This is a genomic window from Nocardia sp. NBC_01503 (assembly GCF_036327755.1).
Lineage (GTDB): Bacteria > Actinomycetota > Actinomycetes > Mycobacteriales > Mycobacteriaceae > Nocardia.
This window is the reverse complement of sequence record NZ_CP109596.1, coordinates 5,844,136-5,867,517: the sequence shown is the minus strand read 5'-3', so window position 1 is coordinate 5,867,517 and position 23,382 is coordinate 5,844,136. Positions and strand designations below refer to the sequence as shown.

Genomic DNA, 23,382 nt, shown 5'->3' with positions numbered 1-23,382 from the left:
CCGATCGCATAATCACGCCCCGGGATATCCATGCCCGAGCCATCCCTTGGCGGACGCGGCACGCTCTGAAGTCGAGCCGCTCGCAAGCGGCTCGACATTCATAAATAGGACTTATTGGGCAATATCACACTCGGTGGAATGGCTACCGGATCTCGAATGCACCGCCACGGTCTGTCGAATACGCTGGCGTGCAACCAATTCGGTCATCTCGATGAGGGAATCCGCCAGATGCGACCGTAGTCCCTCGCGCACATCGGCGACTACGGCTCGGATCACGGCGGACGGAACGCCGGGGAACTCCAGCGCGAGCCGCTGGACACACCGCCGACCGGGTGTCATTCGAATATCCTGTGCCGCAGCAGCTTCGAAGCTCCGAACAGGTGCTGATGCGATAGTTCTGGTTGGCGAGCCCATTACATATCCAATCCCATTGCCTGGTAATGCTCGGTCGGATTCGAACAGAGCCACCGGGGTCTGGAGTGGATCACGGGAGAGAAGTCCGGAGCGTGGAACAACTCCGGGTTGTGCGTACGCGAACAGGCTACGACCAATCATGACGATTGGGCAGCCCTTTCCGGCGAGTCTCTTACACCTCGCCGCACACAAGCCACTTTTCGGCATTGTGAGACAAAGCCATTCGTACCGGTAGCCCCGAAAATTCACTACGCTGAACCGAATCACACCCCTCAGTCGTTGCCGCGGATGTGCGGCCGATGTCACCGGCGACGCGTATCCTGATGTCGCCGAACGCATTCGCTCCAAGATAGCCACCATAGCGGTGGCGATCGAGGGCCGCTGCACCCTTCGCGCTCGATCCGTCGAGCCGCACCGTGAACGGAGATGCCGATGCCGTATACGAGCTTCGTCGATGTCCTGCTCATTCTGACCCGCGGGGATGAGGTACTCCTCGCGCGGCGGGCGAACACCGGGTATTCGGACGGGCTGTGGAATCTGCCGTCCGGGAAGCTCGAGGCGCAGGAGGATCTGGAGGCGGGGATGATTCGGGAGGCGCGGGAGGAGATCGGGATAGAGTTGTCCCGCAGCGACATTCGAATGGCGAATGCGGTGCACTATCAGCCGCCCGATGAGCAGAGCCGGGTGGGATTCTTCTTTCACGCCGATACCTGGTCGGGTGAGCCGTTCAATGCCGAACCGGACAAGTGTTCCGATCTGCGTTGGTTCCGGCTCGATGACATCCCGGAGGACACGGTTCCCTATACGAGCATCGGATTGGATCTGTTCCGGCGCGGTGAGCATTTCGGCCTGTCAGGCTGGACGGTGACGGCCGGGGACAGTCAGGGATACGAGCGAGATTGACCGACACCGGCGTTCGAACGGTAGGGCGGTGGATCATGGCGGTATTCGTCGTTGGATTGGGCATTGCGCTTTTACCGCGCACGAATCCGGACATACCGCCATTCGATCCGGAGGCAGTGCCCGGCACACAGGTCGTATGGGTGACCGCACCCCGCGGTGCGGCCCGCGCGACCCTGGAATTGTGGCAGCGGAATCGACTCCGGGATTGGAAGCGCACTTTCGCGGTGCCCGCATGGGTCGGGGCCGAGGGCATCTCGCCCGATGCCGCCGAGGGCCGCGCCTTCACCCCGCAGGGCACCTTCGCTTTGACCGAGGGATTCGGGCGCAAGCCCGATCCGGCGGCACAACTGCCCTATCTGGCGATCGACCGATCCAATACCTGGTGGTGGGTGTCGGATGTGCGGAGTCCGCTGTACAACACCGAGTATCGGTGTACCGCGCCGCACTGCCCATTCGACACCACGCGGGCGGAGAATCTCGGGCGAGTGGATCCGCAGTACAACCACGCGCTGGTCATCGACTACAACCGTGCTCCCGCTGTGCCCGGCGCGGGTTCGGCATTCTTCCTGCACGGCGATATCGGCGAACCGACGGCCGGATGTGTAGCGGTCTCGGAGGATGTGGTGCGTGCCCTGATCGCCACCCTGCAACCATCACGCCGACCGGTCATCGGAATGTACGCGAGCTGAGAAAACTCCGGCCCAATCGAACTCGGGCCGGAGCAAACAGCGCAGAACTCAGACGCACATACCGTTCAGATTCACCGCGTTGATGGTGGTCTGACCGACGGCGGGACGCATATCCGACGAATCGTCGAAGTAGAACGCGCTCACCGTGTGCTGGCCCGCGACCCCGGGGATCCAGAAAATGCTCGCGGTGCCATCGGTGACCGGCACCGTGCCGACCACATTGCCGCCCATATTCGCCAGGTGGCTGGTGAATTCGACACGCCCGTGCGTCACCGGCGTGCCATCGGCCATCTTCACCGTGGCGACCGCGGTCTGACCGCAGCCGACCGAGGCGATTTTCACCGGCCCGCCGCCGGTCATGGAGACCGACAGGTTAGGCGTGGCCGCCGCGGCCGCCTGCGGCGCGAGCGCCGCGACGGTCACCGCGATACATGCCGCCGCGACCGCCGTTCCGGCCCCGCGTGAAACTTCCAATCCGCTCATCGTGCCCCGTCTTTCGGAATTCCGGACCAATCGTGGACAGATCATCGAACCGGGTGGCAGGGTACCGGAAGCACGGGCGGCGGGGCGGTAGGCGGGGCGGTCAGACCAGGAATGTGAGGGCGGAGTCGGCTTCGTCGCGCAGCGCCTCGGCATGCGCGTCGATATTGACGCAATCGCTGAGCGTCGCGCCCGCATCGAGTTTCGCGATGACCCGCGCCTCGGCCTGTTTGATGGATGCCGCTGCGGCGAAAAGAGATTCGATTTCCGCCGGATCGACCACCACGATGCCCTCGACATCGGCGAGCACCAAATCGCCGGGACTCACCGGCACTCCCCCGCAAGTGACGCGAACCTGGAGTTCGCCGAGTTCGGTGGTGGAACCGGACATCGGGGTGATGAATCGGCTGTACACCGGCAGTTCGCAGTCGCGCACATAGCCGATATCGCGGTATCCGGCATCGACGATAATCCCGCCGAGTCCACGGACCAGCGCACCGCGTGCGAAAAGCTCTCCACCCAAGGCGATTTCACTGCTACCGCCGTCGACGACAAGGACATCACCGGGTGCGGCCGCCTCGATGGCCTGTAGGACGCCGAAGAAGTCGTCCTGACAGCGCACGGTGAATGCGGGTCCGAGAATTCTGGTGGCCGCCGAGCGCGGTCGAATCGCGCTGTCCATTACCCGCAAAGACTTGTCGGCATCGCAGAGTGCGGTGGTATCGACGGAGTGGAAGGCTTCGGCAAATCGGTCGGCGAGCATGAGCGACGCCTTTCGAGGTTCGAATGCTGGTGGTCCCTCGACCCTACTGGCCGATCACGGCCCGATTCGGCGAGTCGCGGGAAACGATCGCCGAGACCCGGCGATTTCGGGTAGTCCGCCAATGAACTACTGAACTTCCTGCCGCGGAACCCGATTGCCGATATCGGCCGGTATGCCGCCGCGGTGCGCGGCCTGCTCGGCTATCCGAACGCCACCTACCGAGCCGCGTCCGCCCAGATATCCGGTGGCACGATATCGCGGGATCGGCCGTGCGAGTCCAGGATTCGGCCGAGCAGCTTCTCATGCCGAAGGGTCACGGTGCGTTCGGTGACCATCAGGCCGGGATGCGTGGTGGCGAGCTGATTCTCGAAGCGGGTGACCTCGGCGACCGAATGCAGGCCCGCCTGCAGGATGAGATTGTGGGTGCCGCTCACGGCGGCGCAGTTGCGCGTCTGCGGTAGGCGGATGAGGGCGTAGCCGATCTCGGGGAGCGCGGCGGTGGGTGCGGTGGCGCGATAGGTGACGGCCACCGGCCAACCACCCAGCGCGCGTGCGAAATCGCAGCGGTAACTCAACATGCCGAGCCGGGTGAGTTCCTCGAGTCGGCGCTTCACCGTGGAGCTGCTGGTGCCCAGCGCGGCGGCGATCGCGCGGTGTGCGGCGCGCCCGTCCCGGGATAGCTCCCCCATCATGGCCCGATCGACCGCGGTGATGCGGCGGCGACCACGTTCGGCGGCGTTCGGCATCTCGGGCGCGCGGAGTCGATTGCGCTGCTCCGGGGCGAGCGCGTCGATTCGCCAACTGCCGCCCTCGGCGAACCAGTGCGTCACGATCTGCGTGCGGATGGCGGCGATATGCGGCACCGCCGGGAGCACGTCCAGGGTGTACCGGGCCATCTGATCGAAATCGCGGGTGGCGACGGTGGCGAATATGCGATTGCTGCCCCCGGAGCGTTCCAGGGTGAGCATATGGGGATGCCTGGCCAGCTCGGCCACCACACTGGCGGTTTCCCCTGCGGCGCAATCGATATCGACATATGCGGCGCAGACGTGATCGTAGAGGGCGGGCCCCGGCGACATACACACCCAGGCTTCACCGCGCTCACTCAGCCGCTGCCAGCGCCGGGCGACGGTGACCGGATCGACGCCGAGCACTCCACCGAGTTCGGTCCAGGAGGCGCGCGGCCGCAGTTGTAGCGCGTGAATGAGCGCCAGCTCCTCCTCGGTCAGCAGCCTGACATCATCCTGCATCCACGCTGGCCCTTCTGACTACATCCTGCGATTCATACCGCCTCACCGTCCAGTCTTGCACAATCGAGGAGACCCTCGATGCGGAGAGACTGGAGCTTGACGCCATGGCATTCGGCGATTACCAGAACGAGATCTACTTCAATGGCCTGCGCGGTGTGGTGCCGACGCTGCCGGTGAGCTTCGACGAACTTCAGGCGCGGGCGCAGACCGCCATGCCGCCCTCGGTGTGGTCGTATGTGGCCGGCGGTGCGGGCAATGAGCGCACCCAGCGCGCCAATGTCTCCGCGTTCGATCAGTGGGGGCTCATTCCCCGCATGTTCGTGGGCGCGACGCAGCGCGATCTGTCGGTGGATCTGTTCGGAATGACCCTGCCCACACCGGTTTTCATGGCTCCCATCGGTGTGATCGGCTTGTGTTCACAGGACGGTCACGGCGATCTGGCGACCGCTCGCGCCGCCGCCCGCACCGGCGTGCCCATGGTGGCCTCCACCCTCATGGTCGATCCGCTCGAGGAGGTCGCGGCCGAATTCGGTGATACGCCAGGGTTTTTCCAGCTGTACACGCCCACCGATCGCGATCTCGCCGCCAGTCTGGTCGAGCGCGCGGAGCAGGCGGGCTACAAAGGCATCGTGGTCACCCTGGACACCTGGGTCACCGGCTGGCGGCCGCGCGACCTGGCCACCGGTAACTTCCCGCAGCTGCGGGGGCACTGCCTGGCGAACTACTTCAGCGATCCGGTCTTCCTGAAGAGTCTGGCCAAATCCCCCGCCGAGGATCCGCAGTCCGCGATCCTGCGCTGGATTCAGGTCTTCGGCAATCCGCTCACCTGGGCGGATCTGCCCTGGCTGCGCTCGCTCACCAAGCTGCCGCTGATCGTGAAGGGCATCTCGCATCCCGATGACGCCCGCCGCGCTCGGGACGGTGGTGTGGACGGTATCTACTGCTCCAATCACGGTGGCCGCCAGGCCAATGGCGGTATTCCGGCGATCGATCTGCTGCCCGAGGTGGTGCGGGCGGCCGAGGGGCTGCCGGTGCTGTTCGACTCGGGTATCCGCTCCGGCGCGGACATCGTCAAGGCGCTCGCCCTCGGTGCGACGGCGGTCGGTATCGGCCGCCCCTACGCCTACGGTTGCGCCCTGGGCGGGGCGGACGGCATCACCCATGTGCTGCGCACCCTGCTCGCCGAGGCCGATCTCATCATGGCCGTGGACGGCTACCCCACCCTCGCCGACCTCACCCCGGATTCGCTGCGCCGCGTCCGTTAGTCAGCGACCTCGGTTGGCGGAGTGCACGAGAGAACCGATGCGAATACGGCAATCGGCCGAAAAGCGTTGAAGGCGTGCGAATGCCGGTTGCGGGTGTCTTAGAGTCCGTGGCCACCACCGCATGGTGGTGCCACTGCGAATCAGGAATATCTATGCAACTTCGCACTTTGCGCGCCGGTCTCTTGTTCACCGCTGCCTTTTCGGTCGTCGTTCTCGCATTACCCGGAACGGCCTGGGCGGCGGGCAGTATCCAATTCGCGGCATCGGTCGACTCACCCTCGGGCGGATCGTTTCCGTCCTGGGGTCCGGGACCGTCGCCGATCGGAATGGTGGGGGCCGATTTCACCGGGGACGGTGTACCCGATATCGTCGCCGCGGATTTCGGCGGTGACGGCCCGATCATTATGGCGGGCAAGGGAGATGGCACCTTCGCGCCAGGGAAGCGGGTCGGATCGGTCGGGAATGGCTACGGCGCGATCGCGGCCGGTGATCTCAATGGCGATGGGAAACCCGATGTGGTCGCGCAGGCGTGGACGCAGATCGCGGTATTCCTCAATAACGGTGACGGCACCTTCAAGGTCGGCAAGAAGTACACCGCCCTGGAGGGCGCGCAGCAGGAGGTCATCGTCGCCGACGCCAATGGTGACGGCAAAGCCGATGTGCTGAGCCTGATTCCGACCGGCGTGCAGACCTGGCTGGGGCAGGGCGACGGTACGCTGAAGTCGGGGCCGTCGGCGATCATCGCCGGTCCGGCGGCGGCGTTCACGACCGGAAAGTTCAACAGCGACAATAAGATCGATATCGCCGTCAATAATGATCTGCTGCAACAGGTGGAGGTGTTCACCGGGAATGGTGACGGCGGATTCACCCGGCGCGGCGCCAGCACCGCCGGACTCATCACCGAGGATGTGCGAGCCGGTGATTTCAATGGTGACGGTATCGACGATGTGGTGACGGCGGATTCGTTCTCCTTCAGCACCACCGTGCTCATCTCCGATGGCCAGGGCGGATTCAAGAAGACGAATCGGGTGAATCTCTCCGGACTCGGCCCGACCAGTATCGCGGTGGCGGACTTCGATCACAATGGCACGCTCGATGCCGCCATGTCGGCGGTGCTCGACTCGAAGATGGTGGTATTCAACGGAAATGGTGACGGCACCCTCACCATCGCCGACAGCTATCCGGTGACCGGACAGCCGCAAACCCCGGTGATCGCCGATTTCAACAAGGATGGCAAGCCGGATATCGCGGTGGCCGGGGCCGCCAATGCGGTCTCCTTCCTGCGCAATAATTCATAGGCTCGACGAACGCCAGGCGCGCGGGGTCATCCCTTGCTCACCGCGAAAGCGGCGGGCGAAGTACCCGGGATCGGATATCCCCACCCGCCTGGCGATCTCATTGACCGGCAGGTCCGACTCCGAGAGCAGGCGGCGGGCCTCGGTCATCCGGCGTTCGGTCAGCCAGTCCTGCACCGTTCGTCCGGTACGGCGGCGCACCAGGGTGGTGAGATAGGCCGGGGTCATCCCCACCGATCGCGCGATATCGCGCAGTGAAATGGGTTCGGTGAAGCCCTGTTCGATGGCATCGAAGACCTCGGCCAGCACGGTTTCATTGCTGCGGCGCAGATCGCCGACCACATCGTCGGCCAGGCGCGCGACATCCACCAGCAGCAGCGTCAGATGCGCGGCCGCGGCCTGCCGGAACCCGGCGCGGCGCGCGGACAACTCCTCCTCGATCGCGGCAATCGTGCTCTCCCACAACGGTTGCCGCTCCGCGGGGACAGTGAGCCGCAGTAATCCATCGGCATTGCCGTGCAGAAAGGGAAACAGCAGCGGATGTGCGCGCCAAGCGGGCCACGGCGCGCGGGTGTCGTCACCGAGGGCGGCGGGGTCGAAGAGCACCCCGTAGGCGCTCTCCATTCGCATTCCCGCGGCGTCGATGACCGCACCGGGCGCGACGACATACAGATCGCCGGTTCTGGATACCGCGGGGTCATCGGCACCGGCGGCGACGTACATCAGTACCGGGAAGTCGTGGATATGCGGCACTCCGTGCGCGGGCACCATGACGCCGGTGAAGCGCATGACCGACAGCGGCGGAACCGCCGGGTCGGTGGAGTAGCGGTACACCGGCACTCCCGCCTCGTACCGGACAGGGCGCATACGCTCGGACATGAACCAAAGATAGTCCTGATTCTGCCGAGAATCACCCAATTATGTTGCCGAGCAGCAGGCCACCATGGAAGGCATGACGAAAGATACTCCTGTCACAAAGGCCATGGGCAATGAGCACGACTACCTCCCGGCGGCCGGGCGCGATGCCATGCTGCCGTTCTACGACCTGTTCACCCGGGCGCTGGGGGTGGGCAAGGTGCATCGCGCGCTGATTCGGCAGGCCGGTCTCGCACCGGGCGATCGAGTGCTCGAGATCGGCTGCGGCACCGGTAATCTCACCATCGCGGCCAAGGACGATCAACCCGGCGCGGAGGTGGTCGGCACCGATCCGGATCCGCTGGCGCTCGTGCGCGCCCAGCGTAAGAGCAAGGGCCGCAGCGGTCTTCGCTATGAGCGCGCCTACGGTCAGCAGTTGCCCTTCCCGGACGGCAGCGTCGACCACGTGCTATCGGCATTCATGCTGCACCACCTCGATCCCCAGGTGAAGGAGGCCACCGCCGCCGAGGTACTGCGGGTACTGCGCCCCGGCGGACAGCTGCATCTGGTCGATGTCGGCGGAAACCTCACCGCCGCTGACGGATTCAGCGCGCGTCGAATGCTGAAGAACCCGCATGTGGCCGCCAATCTCGGCGATGGGATCCCGCGTCTGCTGCGCACCGCCGGATTCGACTGCGAAGTGGTCGACTCCCGCGTCTACCGGCACATCAGCCGCGTCACCTTCTACCGGGCCACCCGGCCGTCCTGATCCGAGCGCACCGGACGGCCACCGGCGCTCATCCGATCTCGCCGCCACTCACCACTTGAGCACGGGCAGCGGCGAAAGCGGATGCGTCCGTAGCCGTTCCGCGCCGAGTCGCAGCAGGCGGCGGTGGAAGCCCGCGTCCGGGAACTCCTCGGTGAGCCGGCGGTAGGCCGATCGCGAGACGCCGAAGCGGCCCAGGGCGGCCATCTCGACATCGATGGCGTCGGCCCGGCGGAAGATCTCGACCGGATCGTCCGGGCTACCCGCCGAGCGCAGCTTGTGATGCTGGTCGATCATCCTGACCACCAGCGGAATCGACTCGCCCTGGCCATTGCCCTCCAGCCAGTGGTTCGCGAGCTCTTCGGAGGGGGCGAGGTAGTCGAAGGTGCCCGCGGTCCAGATGCCCAGATCGTGAAAGACGGCCGCCGCCAGGAACTCCGGACGGTCACTCGGCGCGGGGCCGGTGTCGGGTGCGACCAGATCGCACAGGCTCAGTAGCCGGAGTACATGGTTGGTGTAAGCGACTCGATCGCTCCCGAGCTCGGTTGTCCACGGTTCCAGGCGGCGGCCGACTTCCTCACGCAGCGCAGTGCTGTCCATAGCCCTCGACGATAGAAGAACCATCGGCCGCCGGAGCCGCATTCGGGCTCCGACGCGGCCGATTTCTCTTGGCGCACGGCATTTTTCACCGCCGTGGCACATGTGTGCACGCGGGTGGCCCGCCGAGGTGGCGGGCCCTCGCGGCTACGAGCCGACGACCGAGGGCACTCCCAGTGACGCGAGCGTGTCCACCAGGAAGGTGTTCACCGCGTCGGGCCGCTCCAACTGGACCAGATGCCCGGCCGCGGGAACCTCGACCACCGCACGCAGATCGGGCACCCCGGCGCGCATGGTCGTCAAGGGATCGCGGCCGCTGAAACCCTCCATGTCCGGATCCTTCTCGCCGTAGATGAAGAAGGCCGGAACGGTCACCTTGGCGTCGGCGTACGCCTCGGTCAGCTCCCAGTTGCGGTCGAGATTGCGGTACCAGTTCAGGCCGCCGGTGAAGCCGGTGCGCTCGAAATCGGCTACGAGCGTGTCGAACTCCTCCTGCGAGAGCCACGGCCACGGCAGCGGCGGCGCGGTGGGGAGCACATCCAGGTAACCGAGGCCCGGCGGGTTCTTCCAAGTGTCCAGGTAGTGGTACTCGCCGCTGAGCGAGTAGTAGACGCGGGCCAGGAAGCCGCGCGGGTCCGCCGCCAGTTCGGCGTCGGCGATGCCCGGCGTCTGGAAGTACGACAGGTGCAGGAAGTGCCGTTCGGCGGCCTTGGTCCAGAAGGCCGAGGGTGCGCGCGGCGGGCGCGGGCTGAACGGATTGTTCAGGATGGCCACCGCCTCGACGCGTTCGGGCGCGCGCAGCGACAGCTCCCACACCAGTTGCGCACCGAAGTCCAGGCCGACGAAGACGGCCTTGTCGGCGCCGATGTCGTCGAGCAGGGCCAGCAGGTCCCCGATGACGGCCTCGTTGGTGTACGACTCCAACCCGGCCGGGGCATCGGTCCTGCCGTACCCGCGCAGGTCGGGCGCGATGGCGCGGTACCCGGCCGCGGCCACCGCTTCCAGCTGGCGATGCCACATGAACCAGGTGTGCGGGAACCCGTGGCAGAAGATGACCGGATACCCCTGTCCCTGCTCTGCGACGTGCATTCGGATCTCTCCGGTATCCACCGTCCGATGCGTCAGCTCCACTACCGCCTCCAATTTCTAGAACACGTTCTTATTTCAAGGTAGTGTCCAGAGGTCGTGAGCGAAATACCCAAGATTCTCGCCGGAACGGTCGCCGTGGTGACCGGAGCCAGCCGTGGCATCGGCAAGGGCATTGCCCTGGAGCTGGGCGCGGCCGGTGCGACCGTCTATGTCACCGGGCGCACCACCACGCCCGGGCATTTGCCCGGCACCGTGGCGGGCACCGCCGCCGAGATCGACGCGCTCGGCGGCGTCGGCGTGCCGGTGGTCTGCGACCACAAGGACGATGCCGCCGTGGAGAAACTGTTCGCGCAGGTGCGCGATGAACAGGGCCGCCTGGACGTGCTGGTCAACAATGTCTACAACTCCCCCGCCGCGGCACGCTGGCTCGGTCGCAAGTTCTGGGAGGTGCCCGCCAAGGCGTGGGACGAGACCTTCGATATCGGCGTCCGATCGCACTATGTGGCAAGCGTTCTCGCCGCACCGCTGCTGATCGAGTCGGGCGGGTTGATTGTGAATGTGTCCTCGCCGGGCGCGGTGCGGTACATGCACAATGCCGTCTACGGCGTGGGCAAGACCGCCCTGGACCGGCTGACCGCCGATCTGGCGCACGACCTGGCCGATACCGGCGCGACGGCGGTCTCACTGTGGCCCGGCATCGTGGATACCGAACTGCTGCAGATGGTTCCGGCCGATGCCAATGGTCAGCGGCTGGTCACCCTGCCCGGTGAGGGCACCTTCGATCTCGGCGACGCCGAATCCCCGCGTTTCCCGGGCCGCGCCGTCACCGCCCTCGCCGCCGATCCGAATCGCAAGGCGCGCAGCGGAAAAGCCTGGAAAGTCGCCGACCTGGCCGATGCCTACGGCTTCACAGATATCGACGGCCGCGTACCCCGCGCGGACTAGTCACAACCGAAAAACGTTCCCGGACAAGAGGAGTACAGCAAGTTATGCGTCGCGTTTTCGTCGTCGGTGTCAACATGACCCCGTTCGTCAAGATCGGATCCCGCGAGTGGACCTACCCCGAGATGGTCGGTGAGGCCGTTCGCGGGGCGCTCGGCGATGCCGGTGTCAGCTACGACCAGGTGCAGCGCGCCGCCGTGGGATATGTGTTCCAGCCGTCCGCCGCCGGTCAGCGGGCACTGTATGACGTCGGCCTGACCGGGATTCCGGTGGTCAATGTGAACAACAACTGCGCCACCGGCTCCACCGCGCTCATGCTGGCGCGCGAATGGGTCGGCGCCGGAATCGTCGATGTGGCACTCGCGGTCGGCTTCGAGCAGATGACCAAGGAGGCCATGGCGGGTCCGGCCACCCGGCCCAAGGCCACCACGGTCGATCACCACCTGGGTGTCATGCGCGGGCAGTACGAGTTCAGCCAGGCCCCTATCACCACACAGTTCTTCGGCAATGCCGCCATCGAGCATATGAAGCAGTACGGGACCACCCCCGAGCAGCTCGCCGCCGTGGCCGTGAAGAATCACGAGCATTCGACGCGGAATCCGCTGGCGCAGTTCCAGGATGCGTACACCCTCGACCAGGTGCTCACCGATAAGCCGGTGCACGGACCGCTGACGCGGTCGCAGTGCTCGCCCATGTCCGACGGCGCCGCCGCGGCCGTGGTGGTCAGCGAGGAGTACGTGCGGGCGCACGGGCTCGAGGATCAGGCCATCGAGATTCTGGCGCAGGAGCTGGCCACCGATGACGGCACCTCGTTCTCGACCGGTTCCATGATCGACGTGGTGGGCGCGCCCATGACCCGCGCGGCCGCGTCGAAGGTGTTCGCCACCGCAGGAATCGGCGTGAATGATGTCGATGTGATCGAGTTGCACGACTGCTTCACCATCAACGAACTCATCACCTATGAGGCGCTGGGCCTGTGCGGTGAGGGTGAATCCGGGGCGCTCATCGAATCCGGGGCGACCACCTACGGCGGCAAGTGGGTGGTGAATCCGTCCGGCGGGCTCATCTCCAAGGGACATCCGCTCGGTGCGACCGGGCTGGCGCAGGCCACCGAATTGTCCTGGCATCTGCGCGGACTCGCGGGCGACCGGCAGGTGCCGGGCGCGCGCACCGCGCTGGCGCACAACCTGGGTCTGGGCGGCGCGGTGGTCGTCACCCTGTACGCCGCCAATACGCTGTGATCTGGACGGAGTGAGATATCAATGACTGCAATCGATCCCGAGACCCTGCTGCGGCTTCCGGTGCACAACGGTCACGCCCTGGTGGCGGGGCTGCGGCGGCATAAGAACCGGCCGGTGCTCACGCTCGGCGACCAGATCCTCACCGGTGGTGAGGTTTTGGATGCCATCAGCCGGTATATCGCGGCCTTCGCCGAGCACGGTGTCGGCACCGGCACGCCCGTGGGTGTACTCGCGCTGAACCGGCCCGAGGTGCTGTTCACCATCGGCGCCGGACAGATCGTGGGTTCGCGGCGTACCGCGCTGCACCCCATCGGTGGCCTGGACGATCACGTGTATGTGCTTGCGGACGCGGGGATTACGACGCTGATCCTGGATCCGGTGCCCGCCTTCGTCAAGCGCGCCCGCGAGCTCGTGGACCGCGTCGAGGGCCTGAACCGGGTGCTGACCCTCGGGCCGGTGCCCGAGGAGCTCGCCGATGTGGGCGTGGATCTGCTCGCGGCGGCGGACAAGTACTCCCCGCAGCCGGTCGAGGCCGTAGAGCTGCTGCCCGATGACGTGATCTCCATCGCCTACACCGGTGGCACCACCGGTAAGCCCAAGGGCGTCATCGGCACCGCACAGGCCATGGCCACCATGACGCAGATCCAGCTGTCGGAGTGGGAATGGCCGACGCGGCCGAAATTCCTTATCTGCACACCACTTTCGCATGCGGGCGCGGCCTTCTTCCTGCCGGTCGTGCTGCTCGGCGGCCAGTGTGTGGTGGTGCCGCGCTTCGAGCCCGGTGAGGTGCTGCGCGCCATCGAGGAGCACAAGATCAGCGCCACCATGCTGGTGCCGTCCATGCTCTACGCGCTGCTCGATCATCCCGACTCCAAGACCCGCGACCTGTCCTCACTGGAGACGGTCTACTACGGCGCCGCCGCGATCGACCCGAATCGCCTGCAGGAGGCCATCGATCGCTTCGGCCCGATCTTCGCGCAGTACTTCGGCCAGTCCGAGGCGCCCATGGCGATCAGCTACCTGGGGAAGGAGGAGCACGACAAGGAGCGCCTGACCTCATGCGGCCGCCCCTCCACCGCCATCCGAGTCGCGTTGCTGGACAAGGAGGGCACCCCTGTCGCCCCCGGCGAGGTCGGCGAAATCTGCGTCTCCGGACCACTTCTCGCCGGCGGCTACCTCAACCTCCCCGAGGTCACCGCCGAAACCTTCCACAACGGCTGGCTGCACACCGGCGACCTGGCCCGCCAGGACGACGACGGCTTCCTCTTCATCGTCGGCCGCAGCAAAGATATGGTCGTCACCGGCGGCTTCAACGTCTTCCCCCGTGAGGTCGAGGACGTCGTCTCCGAACACCCCAAGGTCCTCAATGTGGCGGTGGTCGGCGTCCCCGACGCCTACTACGGCGAAGCCGTCACCGCGGTCCTGGTCCTGGACCCCGAAACCGCCGCCGACCCCGCCGCCATCGAGGTCGTCACCGTCGAAATCCAAGCCGCCGTGAAACAGCGCAAGGGCTCGGTCCAGGTCCCCAAGCACGTCCTGGTCATCGAGGAACTCCCCCTCACCGGCCTCGGCAAGCCGGACAAGAAGGCCATCCGCGTCCTAGCCGCGGACCGTCTCGGCCTCGCCTGATCGCATCGAACACCCGCGCCCCGTCGACCCTCGGTCGGCGGGGCGTTCTCGACCCGCGATGCGCGATATTTCCCTACGCTCACAAGTCATGAGCACAATCGCCGATACGACCGCCGTGACAAATCTGATCGTGAAGTACGCGGAGTTGGTGGATGCCGGGGACTTCGGCGGCGTGGGGACGCTGTTCGCCGATGGGGTGTTCGTCGGCGGCGGCGGGTCCGTGCGGGGTAGTGCGGGGGTCGAGAAGATGTTGCGGGGCATGGTGTTTCTGTATGAGGACGGGACACCGGGTACTCACCATGTCACCACGAACATTGCGCTCGAACTCGACGACGAGGCGGGTACGGCGGGAGCACGGTCGTATTTCACTGTCTTCCAGGCCGTTTCGGAGTTCCCGCTGCAGCCCATCGCCGCGGGGCGCTACCGCGATCGGTTCGAGCGGGTCGGCGGGGAGTGGCGATTCACCGAACGCGAGGTTGTCATCACCCTGGCTGGCGATTTGAGCCGCCATCTCCGCAAGCCAACGACCACATGATCAGTGCCGCACATGCAGGCCGAAACCTGCCGATTGTGACCGATAGCAACGCTTTTCGGCCCGCTGGGTGCCTTCGCCGAAGCGTTCACCGTAGCGGGTGTCGCTGTGTTCGCCCACACCGTAGGCGAAGTTGTAGGTGAAGACGCGATCCACCCAGCCTTTGAGGATAACGGGCATCGAATACCACCCCAGCGGGAATTGGAAGATGATCGTGTCGGCCCACAGGAGCTTCTCTTGTTCGGCGCGGACGTCGGCGGTGAGGGTTCCGGCATCGAACGCACGACCGGAGTCGCGGGCGACCGCAGCGGACTCGAGGCGGCGGGGCCGTAATCGGCCCCGCGACAGTGGCCCGTCAACATTCCTTTTCAGGCAGGCATGCACCCACGAGAGCAGGATCGGCACTGGGTCGCGGTGCCCACCGCGCTTCCGGGTCCGGATTGACCACCAGGCTAATGAGCCGGGCAGCTATCGTGTGGGCGCGCGTTTCCCCATCCCCTCGAACGGGTTCCAGCTCTGAATCCCTCGGGTGCGCTGGAGGTAATGGGCGTAGTTCGCGGTCGACATGTACAGCGCGGCCATTCCGAAACCGATTGCCTGGGGGAACGGGTCGGGTACCGTCACGCCGGTGATCACTTCCAGGCCGACGACCACGACGATAACGCCGACCCAGATGCCGAGCAGGGAGAGGTTCTTCTTCCACAGCCCGAGTACGAAGAAGTAGATCGGCCCGAACAGAAACGCTATGAAGTTCGAGGTGATGCGTGACCGCTGCCCGAAAGAGAGATTCCGCAGCGCCTGCCGGGATTCCGGAGACCCGGGGTGTCCGTAGCTGTCGAAGAAGGTGAACCGCTCGCGCCAGTTCGGATTTAGGTCATCGGCCGTGGTGGGATTTGGTTTGCTCATGGGATTTCGCGGCTTTCGGTGTGGTGGTGTCGATTGCGCTGGAGCACAAGCCGGTGACCGGCGTCAGTGCAGATGCTCGCGTTCTTCCTTGATGGCGTGGACTACCGCTGCGATCCGGGAGTTCAGCACCGACACAAACCGTTTCGGGTCGGCAGCCAGAGCTGCGGCGGGGCGGTCGGAGATGACATAGCGGCCGTGACCGTCGAGGTCGCGCCAGCCGACGGTGTGGCGTTTGACACCACGCGGCCCGAATATCGAGCTGCCCTGCGTAATTTGAATCTCGCCCGAGTTCGTTGCCGGAGCCCGTAGGAACCGTGCCGACCGCGAAGATACTTCGTCCTCATAGGGGTCCACCACAGATCTGGAGGACGCGTATTCCAGGTCGTCGGCCTCGGACCGATCGACATAGAGCATGGCATGGGCGTCGGACGACGTGAGTTCAATATCGCCTCTGGCCGCTGCAGGTACATCCGGAAGTGACTCCACGATTTTGTCGGCCAGCCGCAGCGGGTCGCATTGAGCGATGGTGTATCCACCTCGATCGAAATACGAGACACCTGGCAGCTGGGTGACAAGGTATCCGCGTTCGCCCTTGCGGGTGGCCAGCACGCGAATCATCGATCCCGAGTGGATCGGGTCACGATCATCACCACCGTAGACCGACAGGTGCAGATCCGATTTGGCCATCGCATCGATGATGTCGGTGACCTCGCGGGTCATCTTTTCCTGCAAACTTTCCCGCGCCGACTGCCGCGTCGCACGGTATTCCTGCGGGGACGCGGCGCGTGAGGTGAATAGAAATGGCGCGGGCAACTGGTCGCCGATCGTATCCCGCCAAAGCAGGGCAAACTCGACCTCGGTGAACCGCCACACATGCGTCACGAGTCAGCCGCCCGACGGTTGTTACCGGTATCGAGGACCCTGCCACGTCGAACACGCTTGACCGCCGCATCGGACTCAAATTCCGACCGAAATTCCGGATTCTTCCAGTAGTAGCGGATCGTGTGATAGAGGAGCGCAGAATCCATATCGAATTCAAGGGTATAGATCTCCACGAGCCATCGATGGCTACTTTTACGTATCCACCAGGACTTCCAGACGAGATCGACAGCGCCGGGTCGCGCTGTCAGCTTGATCGTGGCGAATCGGGGCCGGGAAGCTGCCTGGACTTCCAGAATGTCATCCCAATCGACGGCCTGATACATGAGTCCGTTGCTCATATAAACCCCGGTTGATGTCAACCATAGCCCTTGCACTCTTGTTGCAGCATAGAGCACGCGGGCCAGAAGCCATGAACCAATTAGCACGACGACTAGAAGGAGTGGAACAACCAATGGGCTACGCAATCGATAATTCATCGTAGCGGAGTCGGGGAACGTCAGCGCGAACAAGAAGAGAATGGCTGCGACGGTAATAACCAGGGAAAACAGCCCGGCGATTAACGAGAACCACCGCCATCTCGGGATGGGCAATGCGATTTCGCCATCGATATTATGTCCAGCATGAATGACAGGTACGACAGTTCGTCTGGTTTGGTACACGCGGATCGCCATAGGGGCAGCGATCGGAAAGAGCAGAGAACCTGCCGCTCCGATCAGCGCTTGTCCGGTATTACTTTGGCGTAGACCCGACATCATCATCCATACCGAAATGACAGCCATGACAAAGATCACCGGTAACGCGCCGAACAACATTGCGCGCCTGCGACTCTCGGGACCGAAGCCTGGAGGCCAGGGTACGTTTGCCGAACGTTGAATTGAATTATTCGAACGGCTCATTCACACACCGCTTTCGCTGTTGCCTCGCCCGCCATACCGCCGCCTGCGCCACCGACGAGGCCGCCGATTATTGCGCCGCCGATCGCGCCCGGCGGCCCCAACCAGGCCCCGCCGAGTGCGCCTAGCGCCATCCCACCCGCAATGCCTCCGGCTGAAGATCCGAGTCCATTGCCGATCGCTGCACAACCTGTCTTGAGTCCATTGTTGTAATCGTCCCACGAGTTGTATGTGGAGAATCCGATCGTCGCCAGGGGACCGCCGAATTTTCCAACGCCGCCGAGCCATTTGGCGTTGGTGGCGAGTTTGGTGGCGTCGTCGCCGATCTGTAGCGCCACCGATGTCTGTTTTCCAGGCAGACCCGTGCCGTCGGCGAGGTCCTGTAGGGCTCCTTGGCCGAGGAGCCGCGAGGTGTCTGCCATCATCGCGGCTTTCGCTGCCATCGATGTACCCCCTTCCTCCAGCCCGGCGGCGATGCCACTGGCTGACATGCCGCCCCAAGTGGTGTTGGGATGCCCCTCGAAGCCGAGGAAGGACGTGACCGCCTGCCAGGTCGACACAGGTTGTCCGGGCTCGGACGCCCGGATCGTACCGTCGCTGAACTGAGTGAATGCGCTGCCGTCAGGGAGTTGGGTGGTCTTGGCCCAGGTTCCGTCCGGGAACTGAGTGGAGATCGCACCGTCGGAGGCGACGGTGGAGCGGGTCCCGCTGCTGTCGTTGGTGGACAGCAGGCTCGGGTTGCCGTCGGCGTCGATGCCGTAGGTCTCGGTATAGCTGAATCCGTTGGGTTGGGTGAGTGTGTTGGTCACCGTTGCACTGTCGGGGTCGACGGTTTCGGTGAGCAGCTTGCCTTCGGGCAGTTCAGTGACAGCGGTTTCGAGGCCGGTGGTCCCATCCGCGTTGGTGGTGGTGTTCTTGAGTCGGCCGTCGCCGGTCGGGGTGGAGACCGTGGTCGTGACGGTGCCGTCCGGGTTGGTGGTGACGGTGTCAATGATGCCGCTGCCGTCGTTGCGGGGTGTGGACACCGATGTCACCGGTGCCCCGTCCCCGGTCGTGGAGACGGTGGTGACGCTGCCGTCTGGGGCGGTGGTCGACTTCGTCGTGGTCGTCGTGCCATCGGGATTGGGCGTGATGATGGTGTGGCTGCCGTCGGGGTTGACCACCTCGTAGGGAACTCCGTTGCGGAGATTCTCGAGCATGCGCAGGGGGTCGAGCTGCTCACCCGGTGTCTGGTCGCCGATCAGCAGTTCCGACAATGAGGTGGGCAGGCCCGCGCTGGGCGTGGTGACCGTGCTGCGTACCGGTGCGAATTCGGGGATATTGCCGGCGGTCAGCTTCGCACCCTCGACGAACCAACTGTCCCAGGCCGAGCGGATCTGACGCAGGTCCTCATCCAGACGCCGCGCGGAGTTGTTGGCGCGGTAGACCTCGTAGGTATTCAGCGGGAGGAAGGTTTGCAGCCGCAGCATCCAGCCCTGGGTGACCGCGAGATTGCGGCTCATCAGATCCATGCCGCTGATCAGCCGGGTCAACCCGCTCAGGTAGTCGTTGAGCGCGCTTTTGGCGCGGCCCGCCGCGGGCGATGCCCACGCCCCCCCGACCCGTTCGCGCCATTGAGCGAGCTTTGCAGGAGCGGATCGTATGCCTTGTGGAACGTCTCGGCTTGGGCGCGCAGGATGTCGGCGGCCTTCTTCCATGAATCGGCGAAATGCTCTAGTTGTCCGGGGATTTGCTGCCCGTCGACGTAGTCGTAGTGCGCGGCGAACTCGTCCCAGCTGTAGTCCTCGCCCCGGTTGCCGTCGAGGTCGACCGTCGACGGCTTGAGGGTCACACCTGTTTCTTTGGCGAGCCCACCGAGCGACGTCGCCTCACCGGTTGTGACCAACGAGTTGGCGTAGTCACGTTCGGCCGAATGCGAAAAGTACTCGTGCCCACGCCCACTGGAGGGCTTCCAGCCCGGGAGGTCCGCACCCTGGAAGTCAACCGCAGCAGGACTCGCGCCGTTCTTCAGCTTCAGAAACGCCGACTGCGAATCGCTTTCCGCTTTGTTATACAACCCACCTGCGATGACGAAGGTCTCACCCATATCGGTCAGAATCGTTCGATTCCCGTTCAGCAGTCGGTCGTTCAGATCGGCTGCGGCAGTGTTGACGATCGTCGCCAACTGCGGTCCCGCCGTCTTCTGACTCAGCGCCTTCAGCTGGCTCGAGGTCGCCATCGCGGCGGCGGCGGCCTCAACCGCGCTGAGCATGGACGCGCACTCCGCCGACAATGTGGTCGCGACCGAGGGGTCGAACGCGAGACCGAACCCGCCGTCGACGGCTTGCTGTTTGAGATTCCCACCCCAGATGTTGTTCGGATCGGTCACCAGGCTTCTCCCCACGCTGGAGCGTCTTTCGGTCCGCGCAACGCCGCTACTTCACACCCCGGCATCAGCATCCCCCACCAGCCAGTCGAACTGAACACGCGACCCACCGCTCGAGCCACGCCGCCGACCAGACTTCCCGGCACACCACTGGTAAAGATGCCGTAGCCGAGGACGTGACGCAAGCCGGGACCGGCTACAGCCGTTCCTTCGCGCATAGCATGTGGCGGGTGCGGACAATCGAATCCTATTGCAGCACAGCCGATAACGATTCCAGCGTGACAGGGCATGGGAGACGAAGGCTTGGCGTGGGTGATGCGCGGACAGACCGAACCGGGGAGCCCCAGCACTGCGCTGAACTCCCCGGCATCGTCCGTTGAGACTTACACGCGTTTGAACTCGTCGTCTTCTATCCCGGCGGCGAAGGCGTCCCACTCACCGGGGGCGAACACCAACGCCGGGCCATCGGGATTCTTTGAATCGCGAACCCCGACATGACCTCCTGCGAGCCAAGCGATTTCTACGCATTCGTTGTTGCCGCCGCTGTGCGACGACTTGAACCAGTCCGCGCCGGTAAGGTCGATGGTCACTGTTCGTATCTCCTTGCTATTTTCCTGATTCGATCCCGAGATGGTTGCTGCTCCATCGCGGCATGTCGGAGGGTGCCGTACAGCGCCTGGAAGCGCTTCACGTCTTCTTCGTCCTCGAACGTCATCGAACCGATAGCGGCCTCGGTATAGACCACAGATGGCTCGTTCTCCGGAAATTCCAGGACGATAAAGGGAGGGATGGCGCTGCCGGTCGGCAGGCCAGCGGAGAAGGGCACAAACCGGACCAAGATATTTTCACGGGTGCTCATATCTGCGATGTGCCGACACTGCGCCGCCATGGTCAGCCCCGAGCCGACTATCGTATGAAAGATGGTCTCGTGCAACAAGAATTCGGCGCGAACGGGCCAATGTTGCCGGGTAAGCCGTGCGGAGCGCTGCATCCGCAGTTCGACGCGCTGGTCGACTTCTACGGGTGAGTCCTCGGGCGCGAAGAGGCATTGAACAGCCCGGGCGTAGTCGGCGGTTTGGAGCAAGCCCGGAATGATGAGCGGCTGATAGAAGCTGAATTGATTTGCGTACGACTCGAGTTCGAGGTAGGTACTGAATCCGGGATCGAGCAAATGGCGGTAGTCCTGCCACCAGACCTTTGTATTCGCTTGCGACGCAAGCGACATGAGGTACTGGCTCTGCGCGTCTGGCAGGGAATAGTACCGGCAAAGGTATTCGATCTCACGGACCTTGATCTTGTCGTATTGCCCGAGTTCTACCCTGCTCAGGGTGGATCGACTGTTCTCGGTGTCATGCGCCACTTGATCGAGGGTCATCCCTCGCGCCTGGCGTGCATCCCGTAGCGCTTTGCCTAGCTGTCGACGTGGAAGCGTCGTGCCGCTGAGGTTTGCCTTGCTCGGCATCTCGTCCCCCTTTGGTTTCCCAACGGTGTGGCCTGCAGTTTCCCACTATGGGAATCAGCCTATGAGACGCCTAGGAATCGTGCTGGGCATTCGTGGCAATCCTGGGATCGTCCCGTATCGGGATTCTCTGGGCTGTTCCTTTGCGCAACCATAGCCGCATGGGCAGGAGCGCGGAACCCGCACGGGGATAGCGGTAGTCGCGTCGATCCTCGCATGAGTCAGCCGGTACGGAACACCGAGCAGAACGGACACACATCATGAAGTTTCGGCCAACCGCGATCGGCTACGTCCGATCCGATATCAGCGGCGCACGGCAGGCGTGGGACGAAACCAAGGTTCGTAGCACTGCGGCGCTGCGGGGGTTCGACTTCGCGAAGATGATCGTCATCGACGGCAGGACCGGAAAGCCGCTCCTCGCGGGGCTCAAGGCCACGATCGCTCGCATCAACGCCGAAGCCGTATTCGTCCCGAGCACAACGCATTTCGAGGGCGGTACCGTCCCGGGGGATCTTCGACAAGCGGTGGACGTGTTCACCGTGAGTCCCGAAAACGTCTACTCGCGGACCGGTTCCGATGGACATTGATGACGTAGTGGCGCTGATCGGTGACGAGCGGCCCACCGGTTGGATTCAGTACCGCGATGGGTCATGGGCTCCCGTCTGGCGGGACGGGCGTGTCGGGCCTTCGTTCAGGATCTCCGCGCTCGTCCGGCTCGCCGCCGACGACATCTCGGTGCTCGACGAAGCCGGACTGCCCGATCTCGTGATCGATGTAGAACCGCCCGAAGTGCTTGATGCGGATACCGGTGAGGGCTGGCCGCTGTCGTTGAATGCGGGCTGATCGGAGCCCCGCGCGGGTGGCCGCTGCCGCTCACGCATGTCGCGGCGAAACATGACGTCGATCCAATACTGGTGTTGTACTGCATTTCTGGGGGTTTCCATGTCCGGTCTGGCCCTGTTCGTAGCTGTTGCGCTGTCGTGGATCGGGATCATTGCCGCCGCCGGGTGGAGGATCTGCCTTGACCGGTCCACCATGCCGTCAATCCACGACGAGCGCCCGCTCTTCAGCGCCGCCGATTCGTTCCGCCGCGTCCCTGTGCACAATCTGCATCGCCTGCATGGGCGGCACCGCGCGTAGGTAGAGACGCATTCCGAGCACTTCCGAGAAATCAGGAGAGGGGCACCCGTTTCGGCGGGTGCCCCTCTCCTGGTTGTGCTTGCGTTTCGGGTGTCCCGATTTCGGGCCAAGTTGTCCAAAATCGGCCGAAATTCCGGGAGTACTTGGTAGTCGCGAACAGCCGACTCGGCGATCACCACCGGTCAGGAACATAGAGGAGTCCGGCGAGGCGATTCCCGGCGACAACGTCCAGACGGTGATCCATGGATGCACTTCAGGGGGTGTCGGTGACGTTCGCGCACCCACCCGGATCGCGGAGTCCGTGATCAGAAACAAAGGAGATCTTCTGCGATTTTTGTGGCCCTGCTTGGGTCGCCGGGGCACACCGGCCTTGATCATCGAGGAAAGATGTGCCGGGCGGTATTGAGCCCCGGCATCGGCCGGCTGTATGATCACGAATTTTTCGCGGCTTCCCACCGCGTCGTGTCGCAAACAGGGGGTGGGTTGGCAACTGGGGCAGCGAAAGGCAAATTTCTACCCGCGTTCGGAAGGAGTGTGCGATGTGGCCGAATCCCAGCCCCGCCTATGTGTCGAACTCGCGTTTCGGTACTGATTTCTCGCCGGTGCGTGTCGAAAACGGGGGGCCTGAGGAGGCCGAGCGCGGACACTACGCGGATTGGGAACAGTGCACCCTCGATGTCGTCGGGCAGCTGCGCCTGGCCGCGGGCGAGTATCCGGACGATCCGCGCCTGGCCTCACTCATCGGCGAACTGTCCATGGGCAGTGAGCGTTTCCGCCGACTGTGGGCGCGCGCGGATGTGCGCGCCCGGACCCACGGGCGTAAGGCATATCGGCATCCACTGGTCGGCTTACTGGAGCTGCATCAGGAGAACTTCGCGCTGCCGAATGAATCGGGTATGGAGTTGATCGTGCTGTCCGCCGCGCCCGACAGCGCCGCCGCGGACGGGCTGCGACTGCTCGCGGGTCTGGACGCGGTCGGCGAACAGGTGCGACCGACCGAGAACGCTCAGGTCCGCGAGTAGACCAA

Annotated in this window: 26 protein-coding genes; 13 read left to right on the top strand and 13 right to left on the bottom strand. The window is 64.5% G+C overall.

Going from position 1 to position 23,382, the window contains the following annotated elements:
- Positions 1 to 846 precede the first annotated feature (846 nt).
- Both OHB26_RS26645 and OHB26_RS26640 read left to right on the top strand, forming a co-directional pair.
- A complete protein-coding gene (locus OHB26_RS26645) occupies positions 847 to 1,317 on the top strand; it encodes an NUDIX hydrolase (RefSeq protein ID WP_330179985.1) in 471 nt (156 codons plus the stop codon).
- 35 nt (positions 1,318 to 1,352) lie between these two features.
- Complete coding sequence (locus OHB26_RS26640; RefSeq protein WP_330179984.1) at positions 1,353 to 2,006, top strand: L,D-transpeptidase family protein; 654 nt, start codon at positions 1,353 to 1,355, stop codon at positions 2,004 to 2,006.
- A gap of 48 nt (positions 2,007 to 2,054) precedes the next feature.
- On the opposite strand, the gene OHB26_RS26635 is transcribed toward OHB26_RS26640, so the two are convergent.
- The 3 genes from OHB26_RS26635 to OHB26_RS26625 form a co-directional block, all read right to left on the bottom strand.
- Entirely contained in the window at positions 2,055 to 2,489 is a 435-nt protein-coding gene (locus tag OHB26_RS26635; protein ID WP_330179983.1) for a hypothetical protein, read from the bottom strand.
- Between the two features lie 100 nt (positions 2,490 to 2,589).
- Positions 2,590 to 3,249, bottom strand: coding sequence for an RraA family protein (locus tag OHB26_RS26630; protein WP_330179982.1), 660 nt, complete (start codon positions 3,247 to 3,249; stop codon positions 2,590 to 2,592).
- A 215-nt stretch (positions 3,250 to 3,464) separates the two neighbouring features.
- The gene (locus tag OHB26_RS26625; protein ID WP_330179981.1) at positions 3,465 to 4,499 is read right to left on the bottom strand and encodes an Lrp/AsnC family transcriptional regulator; all 1,035 of its coding nucleotides are present in this window, start codon (positions 4,497 to 4,499) and stop codon (positions 3,465 to 3,467) included.
- A 104-nt stretch (positions 4,500 to 4,603) separates the two neighbouring features.
- Between OHB26_RS26625 and OHB26_RS26620 the strand changes: the two genes are divergently transcribed.
- The gene (locus OHB26_RS26620; protein WP_330179980.1) at positions 4,604 to 5,764 is read left to right on the top strand and encodes a lactate 2-monooxygenase; all 1,161 of its coding nucleotides are present in this window, start codon (positions 4,604 to 4,606) and stop codon (positions 5,762 to 5,764) included.
- 152 nt (positions 5,765 to 5,916) lie between these two features.
- Positions 5,917 to 7,062, top strand: a complete 1,146-nt coding sequence (locus tag OHB26_RS26615; RefSeq protein WP_330179979.1) for an FG-GAP repeat domain-containing protein — start codon at positions 5,917 to 5,919, stop codon at positions 7,060 to 7,062.
- Here the strand turns inward: OHB26_RS26615 and OHB26_RS26610 are convergent.
- Entirely contained in the window at positions 7,057 to 7,938 is an 882-nt protein-coding gene (locus OHB26_RS26610) for a helix-turn-helix transcriptional regulator (protein WP_330179978.1), read from the bottom strand. The two genes, OHB26_RS26615 and OHB26_RS26610, sit on opposite strands and share 6 nt — an antisense overlap.
- 64 nt (positions 7,939 to 8,002) lie before the next feature.
- On the opposite strand from OHB26_RS26610, the gene OHB26_RS26605 reads away from it, so the two are divergent.
- Positions 8,003 to 8,683, top strand: coding sequence for a class I SAM-dependent methyltransferase (locus OHB26_RS26605; RefSeq protein WP_442942722.1), 681 nt, complete (start codon positions 8,003 to 8,005; stop codon positions 8,681 to 8,683).
- A 48-nt stretch (positions 8,684 to 8,731) separates the two neighbouring features.
- On the opposite strand, the gene OHB26_RS26600 is transcribed toward OHB26_RS26605, so the two are convergent.
- Together OHB26_RS26600 and OHB26_RS26595 are read right to left on the bottom strand one after the other, a co-directional pair.
- Entirely contained in the window at positions 8,732 to 9,280 is a 549-nt protein-coding gene (locus tag OHB26_RS26600) for a hypothetical protein (RefSeq protein WP_330179976.1), read from the bottom strand.
- A 144-nt stretch (positions 9,281 to 9,424) separates the two neighbouring features.
- The gene (locus tag OHB26_RS26595; RefSeq protein WP_442943044.1) at positions 9,425 to 10,366 is read right to left on the bottom strand and encodes an alpha/beta fold hydrolase; all 942 of its coding nucleotides are present in this window, start codon (positions 10,364 to 10,366) and stop codon (positions 9,425 to 9,427) included.
- Between the two features lie 96 nt (positions 10,367 to 10,462).
- Between OHB26_RS26595 and OHB26_RS26590 the strand changes: the two genes are divergently transcribed.
- From OHB26_RS26590 to OHB26_RS26575, 4 genes are all read left to right on the top strand, one after another.
- The gene (locus OHB26_RS26590) at positions 10,463 to 11,311 is read left to right on the top strand and encodes an SDR family NAD(P)-dependent oxidoreductase (RefSeq protein ID WP_330179974.1); all 849 of its coding nucleotides are present in this window, start codon (positions 10,463 to 10,465) and stop codon (positions 11,309 to 11,311) included.
- Between the two features lie 44 nt (positions 11,312 to 11,355).
- Positions 11,356 to 12,549 (top strand): thiolase C-terminal domain-containing protein, encoded by a 1,194-nt coding sequence (locus OHB26_RS26585; RefSeq protein WP_330179973.1) that lies wholly within the window; start codon positions 11,356 to 11,358, stop codon positions 12,547 to 12,549.
- A 21-nt stretch (positions 12,550 to 12,570) separates the two neighbouring features.
- A complete protein-coding gene (gene fadD8 / locus OHB26_RS26580; RefSeq protein ID WP_330179972.1) occupies positions 12,571 to 14,178 on the top strand; it encodes a fatty-acid--CoA ligase FadD8 in 1,608 nt (535 codons plus the stop codon).
- A gap of 88 nt (positions 14,179 to 14,266) precedes the next feature.
- Positions 14,267 to 14,713 (top strand): nuclear transport factor 2 family protein, encoded by a 447-nt coding sequence (locus OHB26_RS26575; RefSeq protein ID WP_330179971.1) that lies wholly within the window; start codon positions 14,267 to 14,269, stop codon positions 14,711 to 14,713.
- On the opposite strand, the gene OHB26_RS26570 is transcribed toward OHB26_RS26575, so the two are convergent.
- The 7 genes from OHB26_RS26570 to OHB26_RS26540 form a co-directional block, all read right to left on the bottom strand.
- Positions 14,714 to 15,115, bottom strand: coding sequence for an NAD(P)H-dependent oxidoreductase (locus tag OHB26_RS26570; RefSeq protein WP_442942721.1), 402 nt, complete (start codon positions 15,113 to 15,115; stop codon positions 14,714 to 14,716).
- Positions 15,116 to 15,178: 63 nt separating this feature from the next.
- Positions 15,179 to 15,616, bottom strand: coding sequence for a DUF2628 domain-containing protein (locus tag OHB26_RS26565; RefSeq protein ID WP_330179970.1), 438 nt, complete (start codon positions 15,614 to 15,616; stop codon positions 15,179 to 15,181).
- 63 nt (positions 15,617 to 15,679) lie between these two features.
- Positions 15,680 to 16,498: an ESX secretion-associated protein EspG gene (locus tag OHB26_RS26560; RefSeq protein WP_330179969.1), complete on the bottom strand. Its 819-nt coding sequence runs from the start codon at positions 16,496 to 16,498 to the stop codon at positions 15,680 to 15,682.
- A complete protein-coding gene (locus OHB26_RS26555) occupies positions 16,495 to 17,310 on the bottom strand; it encodes a hypothetical protein (protein ID WP_330179968.1) in 816 nt (271 codons plus the stop codon). Before OHB26_RS26555 ends, OHB26_RS26560 begins: the two co-directional genes overlap by 4 nt.
- Positions 17,311 to 17,390: 80 nt before the next feature.
- Positions 17,391 to 19,088, bottom strand: coding sequence for a hypothetical protein (locus tag OHB26_RS26550; RefSeq protein WP_330179967.1), 1,698 nt, complete (start codon positions 19,086 to 19,088; stop codon positions 17,391 to 17,393).
- Between the two features lie 1,051 nt (positions 19,089 to 20,139).
- Entirely contained in the window at positions 20,140 to 20,346 is a 207-nt protein-coding gene (locus OHB26_RS26545) for a DUF397 domain-containing protein (protein ID WP_330179966.1), read from the bottom strand.
- Positions 20,343 to 21,218, bottom strand: coding sequence for a helix-turn-helix domain-containing protein (locus OHB26_RS26540; protein WP_330179965.1), 876 nt, complete (start codon positions 21,216 to 21,218; stop codon positions 20,343 to 20,345). Before OHB26_RS26540 ends, OHB26_RS26545 begins: the two co-directional genes overlap by 4 nt.
- Positions 21,219 to 21,475: 257 nt before the next feature.
- On the opposite strand from OHB26_RS26540, the gene OHB26_RS26535 reads away from it, so the two are divergent.
- The 4 genes from OHB26_RS26535 to OHB26_RS26520 all read left to right on the top strand — a co-directional run bounded on the left by OHB26_RS26535 (position 21,476) and on the right by OHB26_RS26520 (position 23,377).
- Complete coding sequence (locus OHB26_RS26535; RefSeq protein WP_330179964.1) at positions 21,476 to 21,802, top strand: hypothetical protein; 327 nt, start codon at positions 21,476 to 21,478, stop codon at positions 21,800 to 21,802.
- A gap of 7 nt (positions 21,803 to 21,809) precedes the next feature.
- A complete protein-coding gene (locus OHB26_RS26530) occupies positions 21,810 to 22,058 on the top strand; it encodes a hypothetical protein (protein WP_330179963.1) in 249 nt (82 codons plus the stop codon).
- 99 nt (positions 22,059 to 22,157) lie between these two features.
- Complete coding sequence (locus OHB26_RS26525) at positions 22,158 to 22,355, top strand: hypothetical protein (protein ID WP_330179962.1); 198 nt, start codon at positions 22,158 to 22,160, stop codon at positions 22,353 to 22,355.
- Between the two features lie 539 nt (positions 22,356 to 22,894).
- Positions 22,895 to 23,377, top strand: a complete 483-nt coding sequence (locus tag OHB26_RS26520; protein ID WP_330179961.1) for an MmyB family transcriptional regulator — start codon at positions 22,895 to 22,897, stop codon at positions 23,375 to 23,377.
- Positions 23,378 to 23,382: the final 5 nt, after the last annotated feature.

Excerpts from the sequence above, each read along its gene's own strand:
- OHB26_RS26625 (WP_330179981.1), bottom strand. The coding sequence starts at position 4,499 with ATGCAGGATGATGTCAGGCTGCTGACCGAGGAGGAGCTGGCGCTCATT.
- OHB26_RS26620 (WP_330179980.1), top strand. The coding sequence starts at position 4,604 with ATGGCATTCGGCGATTACCAGAACGAGATCTACTTCAATGGCCTGCGC.
- OHB26_RS26600 (WP_330179976.1), bottom strand. The coding sequence starts at position 9,280 with ATGGACAGCACTGCGCTGCGTGAGGAAGTCGGCCGCCGCCTGGAACCG.
- OHB26_RS26635 (WP_330179983.1), bottom strand. The coding sequence starts at position 2,489 with ATGAGCGGATTGGAAGTTTCACGCGGGGCCGGAACGGCGGTCGCGGCG.
- OHB26_RS26630 (WP_330179982.1), bottom strand. The coding sequence starts at position 3,249 with ATGCTCGCCGACCGATTTGCCGAAGCCTTCCACTCCGTCGATACCACC.
- OHB26_RS26555 (WP_330179968.1), bottom strand. The coding sequence starts at position 17,310 with ATGTTGTTCGGCGCGTTACCGGTGATCTTTGTCATGGCTGTCATTTCG.
- OHB26_RS26595 (WP_442943044.1), bottom strand. The coding sequence starts at position 10,366 with ATGCACGTCGCAGAGCAGGGACAGGGGTATCCGGTCATCTTCTGCCAC.
- OHB26_RS26525 (WP_330179962.1), top strand. The coding sequence starts at position 22,158 with ATGTCCGGTCTGGCCCTGTTCGTAGCTGTTGCGCTGTCGTGGATCGGG.
- OHB26_RS26520 (WP_330179961.1), top strand. The coding sequence starts at position 22,895 with ATGTGGCCGAATCCCAGCCCCGCCTATGTGTCGAACTCGCGTTTCGGT.
- OHB26_RS26540 (WP_330179965.1), bottom strand. The coding sequence starts at position 21,218 with ATGCCGAGCAAGGCAAACCTCAGCGGCACGACGCTTCCACGTCGACAG.
- OHB26_RS26640 (WP_330179984.1), top strand. The coding sequence starts at position 1,353 with ATGGCGGTATTCGTCGTTGGATTGGGCATTGCGCTTTTACCGCGCACG.
- OHB26_RS26535 (WP_330179964.1), top strand. The coding sequence starts at position 21,476 with ATGAAGTTTCGGCCAACCGCGATCGGCTACGTCCGATCCGATATCAGC.
- fadD8 (WP_330179972.1), top strand. The coding sequence starts at position 12,571 with ATGACTGCAATCGATCCCGAGACCCTGCTGCGGCTTCCGGTGCACAAC.
- OHB26_RS26615 (WP_330179979.1), top strand. The coding sequence starts at position 5,917 with ATGCAACTTCGCACTTTGCGCGCCGGTCTCTTGTTCACCGCTGCCTTT.
- OHB26_RS26610 (WP_330179978.1), bottom strand. The coding sequence starts at position 7,938 with ATGTCCGAGCGTATGCGCCCTGTCCGGTACGAGGCGGGAGTGCCGGTG.
- OHB26_RS26605 (WP_442942722.1), top strand. The coding sequence starts at position 8,003 with ATGGAAGGCATGACGAAAGATACTCCTGTCACAAAGGCCATGGGCAAT.
- OHB26_RS26550 (WP_330179967.1), bottom strand. The coding sequence starts at position 19,088 with ATGGAAGAAGGCCGCCGACATCCTGCGCGCCCAAGCCGAGACGTTCCA.
- OHB26_RS26645 (WP_330179985.1), top strand. The coding sequence starts at position 847 with ATGCCGTATACGAGCTTCGTCGATGTCCTGCTCATTCTGACCCGCGGG.
- OHB26_RS26565 (WP_330179970.1), bottom strand. The coding sequence starts at position 15,616 with ATGAGCAAACCAAATCCCACCACGGCCGATGACCTAAATCCGAACTGG.
- OHB26_RS26585 (WP_330179973.1), top strand. The coding sequence starts at position 11,356 with ATGCGTCGCGTTTTCGTCGTCGGTGTCAACATGACCCCGTTCGTCAAG.
- OHB26_RS26575 (WP_330179971.1), top strand. The coding sequence starts at position 14,267 with ATGAGCACAATCGCCGATACGACCGCCGTGACAAATCTGATCGTGAAG.